The 4306-nt window shown below is 60.6% G+C and carries 2 protein-coding genes; both read right to left on the bottom strand.

What is annotated here, in order from left to right; genetic code table 11:
• Positions 1–25 precede the first annotated feature (25 nt).
• Entirely contained in the window at positions 26–1045 is a 1020-nt protein-coding gene (locus AAFP05_RS04745) for an SIS domain-containing protein (protein WP_341728705.1), read from the bottom strand.
• Between the two features lie 363 nt (positions 1046–1408).
• Positions 1409–3325, bottom strand: a complete 1917-nt coding sequence (locus AAFP05_RS04740; RefSeq protein ID WP_341728704.1) for an NAD(P)/FAD-dependent oxidoreductase — start codon at positions 3323–3325, stop codon at positions 1409–1411.
• Between the last annotated feature and the right edge of the window lie 981 nt (positions 3326–4306).

Below are 4306 nucleotides of genomic sequence, written 5' to 3'. Positions count from 1 at the left end.
TTGTCGCCAATGCACAGCAGTCGCATCAGTAGGCCACTTTGTACATATAGCGGCGCACCGAGGTGTCGTGATCGCGAAGGGCCGCGACGTGGTCGAGCACCCGGCGGGAGGCGCTGATGGTCGAAAGCACACTGAGTTCGGCGCGGGCGGCCTCGGGGACGCCTTCCATCGAGAGGTTCTTGGAGTCGATGACGTGGGCGTGTTCGGTGCGGTCGGTGATGAAGCTCACCACGCGCTCGGCGAGCGGACGACTGGGATCCTCGGCGGCCAGCACGACGATCGGGGTCTTCTCGAGGGTCAACTCCAGGGGGCCGTGGAAGAAGTCCGCGCCGTTGATCGCTGCAGCAGGCATCCATGACATTTCCATCGAGTAGCACCAGGCCGACATCTTGGCCTGCCCGAACAGCGGGCCGGCGCCAACGAAGTAGGCGTAGTCGGTGTCCAGGGTCGTGGTGCCGATGGCGTCGCCGACTCCGGCGATCTCGTCCTTGCCGAGCCGCAGCGCGTGCGGCATCGCATCCATACCGGCGCGGACGGTGTCCGCCAGTTCGGTCTTACCCTCCAACCGTGCAAATGCGAGGGCGATCAGCATGGTGTGCATCAGCTTGGGCTCGGTGATGGTGATGGTGTCGGGGTAGTCGAGATGGATGTCGCAGGTGCGGCTCAGCCCGTTGTCGCCGATGCGCGAGATGCCGATGGTCGGGCACCCCTTGGCCTTCGCGAATTCGGCCGCGGCTACGGTTTCCGGAGTGTTTCCCGAGTGGCTGGCGGCCACCACCAGGCAGCTGGAGTCGAGCCAGACCGGGTTACGGGACGTCAGTTCGGCGCTGGTGACATGGTTGACACTGATACCGGAAAGATGGCGGTCGACGAAGTCGTAGCAGGGATAGGCGCCGAAGTGCGATCCGCCGCAGCCCACGAGGACGACCCGCTTCAGACCCTTCGCCGCAGCGTCGGCGACGTAGTGATTGATGGTTGATTCTGCTGCCAGTGGGTGCGCAACACATTCTTCGAAGTCTTGAGGAACGGGAATCAGGTTCGCCATGTCTACTTTCCTGCCGGTTGGACTGCTTTTCCAAGCTCTCACATCACATTGACACCGGTGCCACATATGTCGGTGTCTTAAGTTTGTTCGTCACTGGGACCGGTGTCAATCAAGATTGGCGATCGTCACCGTGCTGTAACTTTCGGTTGGCTGACGAATGGCGACCGAGCCAACCGGCTCGGCCCTGCCCAACTCGCGTGCGGCGGGCACTGGCTCTACCGCACGACACCTGACCTCGTCGGTCACCCCTGAGTCGCAGTCACGGTGGTTGGTCAGCTACCTGGGGTCGACGCTATAGGTGCGCGCACAACCAAGCCGGGCCGATAGCCAGCTGGGCTACCGGCCCGGCTTGGGATGGTGCCGCTACAGAGATCGGGCCAGCTGGAACCCCTGGCTGACAGCGGTCAGGATGCTGTCCGGCTTCGCGGCATCTCCGATGATCGACACATCGACCTTTTCGGCGAGTTGGTCATAGAGCTCGTTGTTCGAGACATAGCCCGCCGCCACAACCACGGTATCGGCCTCGATCTCGAATGCCCGGCCATCCTTGCTATAGCTCACTCTCTCTTCCTCGATCTTGCCCACCCGCGCGCCGGTGATGAACTCAATCTCGGAATCCTCAAGTAACTGATCAAGCGCTTGCCTGTTGTTCAGGCAGTGATCGACGCCGCTCAAGATCTCGGGCAACAATTCGATGACCGTCACCTGATCGGCGCGTTCCGCGCACATGGCGGCTGTCTCGCAGCCCACGAGACCTGCTCCGATCACCACGACCCTGCGTCCGATCTGGGAAACACCGGTTAGGACGTCGTTGGCCATCACGACGTTCTTCGATTCGATCCCCGGAATCGGCGGGATTGCAGCGTGCGCACCACTGGCCATGATGACCTTGTCCCACCGCCCGGCAACGATCTCTTCGGGCGACGCGTCCTTCATCGTCCGCACCTTGACGTTGCTGCGGAAGGTCTTGCCGACGAGATACTTCGCATAATCCTCGACATCGACCTTGAAATCGGGTCCACCGGCAGCCCAGAGCAGCCCGCCAAGGCGCGCACTCTTCTCCCATAGCTCAACCTCGGCTCCCCGCTCGGCCGCGATGATGGCTGCTTCCATGCCACCCGGTCCGCCGCCCAGCACCAGGACGCGTTTGCGATCGGGCATGGGCAGCACGGGAAAATAGTCTTCCGCGTAGCACTGCGGGTTTACCGCACAGTGGTAATGAGCGCCATGCCCGAAGCCGGAGTTGAGGCACTCATTGCAACCGATGCACGGAACGATGTCGTACGCTTGGCCGCTGCGGACCTTGTTGACCCAGTGCGGCTCGGTCAGCGCGCCGTGAGCGAGCCCGATGAAATCGCTCTGCCCTTTCTCCAGGACGCTCTCGGCGGTGTTCGGATCATTCAGCTTTCCCGTGGCCAAGACAGGAACACCTGCGATATTCTTCACTTCCGCTGCGAGCCAGGCGGCTGTCGGAGCGTGCTGATAAACGGTCGGAATCGCCTTGTACCAGGCATCATAAGCGCCATAATCGACGTGCAACGCGTCCACTCCGGCCGATTCGAGTATTCGGGCCATCTCCAGGCCTTCATCGAGTTCACGACCACCTGGTACGCCGTGATATGGCGTGAACTTATAAATGATCGGGAAATCCGCGCCGACGGCTTCGCGCATCGATGCGATGATCTCCAGGCTGATCTTCATGCGTCCGGCAAGGTCGCCGCCGTACTCATCGGTGCGCTTGTTCCACAAGCTTGAACTGAATTGGTCAAGCAAGTAGCCGCCGTAGCCATGAATCTCGACGCAGTCCGCCCCGGCTTCCTTGGCGAAGGCCGCGCTGGCGCCCATCTTCTCGACCAGATCGTGAATCTGATCAATGCTCAGCGGTTTACACATCAGCCCCGGGAACCAGAAGGACTCCACTTCGCTGGCAGCAAGCGGTGCGACGGCTGCCGCTGTCGGCAGCTGCATGCGTCCAAGACCAATAGTCAATTGGACGCACAGCTTCGCCTCTTGCCCATGGATCCTGCGAGCCAGGAAGTTGAGCTGTTCACGCGAGCGAGCGCTGCCGATAACATTGCAGGCCTTCTGCTCGTAGTCGAGAGTGACCTGGTTGGCGCCTGTGATGATCATCGCGAACCCACCGATGGCGCGTTCTTCGAGATAACGAATGCAGCGATCGCTGAATGACCCGTCGGCCTCACTGGTTGTGCCCATCGGTGCCATGAAAACCCGATTCTTGAGGGTCATCGTGCCGATCTTTCCCGGCTGTAGTAGTTTCATCAAAACCCCTCCTAAGGCTGAATCATCATTGGCTCTGCCTGCCCTGACCCATCGTTGGGTCAGGGATTAGAGATCGTCCATATAGATAGGCATGCGTCGCAGCATTCTTGGGATCTCGGCTGACGATGTCGTCCGACCGCCATCCGAATCCGGAATACCCCTGTCCTGATCAACTGAATCGGCACAACATGTCGTTGATCCTTTAAATATTTGCTCACGAGAAGCCGACAACTTGAAGTCGTTTACAATTCTATATTTCATCGCTGAGCGATGGCGTCTTCGTGAAATTCTCAGCGGTTAGGGTTGCCATGCTCGGAAATAATCACTGCGCTGCAGCTTTCGCTCGGTTGACGAATGCGCCGCACCAACCGGACCGGCACCTGCCTGGCTCGCGTCTGCGGCCTAAGCGCTACTGCATGACATCGGCCCTCGTCCGCCGTTTTGAGTCGGGATCAGTTCGGTTGGCCGGCTACCTGCGGTCGGCGCCATAACTACGCGCAAGGGTTCTGGTAAATCCGGTCATCTCCCCCAGCAGGCCAAAAGACCTGCCGCGGAAGCGACTCAGCGCACCGCTCACACCGGCCGATTGCGATCAGCTGATCGGACTGTTCGAGGTCTTCAGCTTGCTCAGCCAAAGCGTAAGGCTTACCGATGATGACCGGATCAAGCAACTGGCGGCGTTCGGTAAGCGCAAGAAGCCGACTGACACCGAAGTGGCCCATTCGATGTGGTGTGCGTTCTTCTCGGCGCGCCCGACAAAGGTCCGCTGACGGTAGGCCGCGGTGAAATGGGTCCGGGCCTGGCATCGAACAGTGAAGCGTCGTCGACGGGGCTTCACACTGACCCGTCGATGCGCTGCATGCACCTGGCCCAACCCGAGCCGAATGCTTCACGCTGCCCCGTCGGTACGCTGCACGCACCTGAGATCGACTATCGTCCCCGGCGATGTCCTGGTGAATTTCGCACACCTATGGACGACGG

It is taken from the genome of Brooklawnia sp., from assembly GCF_032229645.1.
GTDB lineage: Bacteria > Actinomycetota > Actinomycetes > Propionibacteriales > Propionibacteriaceae > Brooklawnia.
The sequence above is the reverse complement of the archived record's forward strand: the minus strand, read 5'-3'. Positions and strand labels throughout refer to the sequence as shown.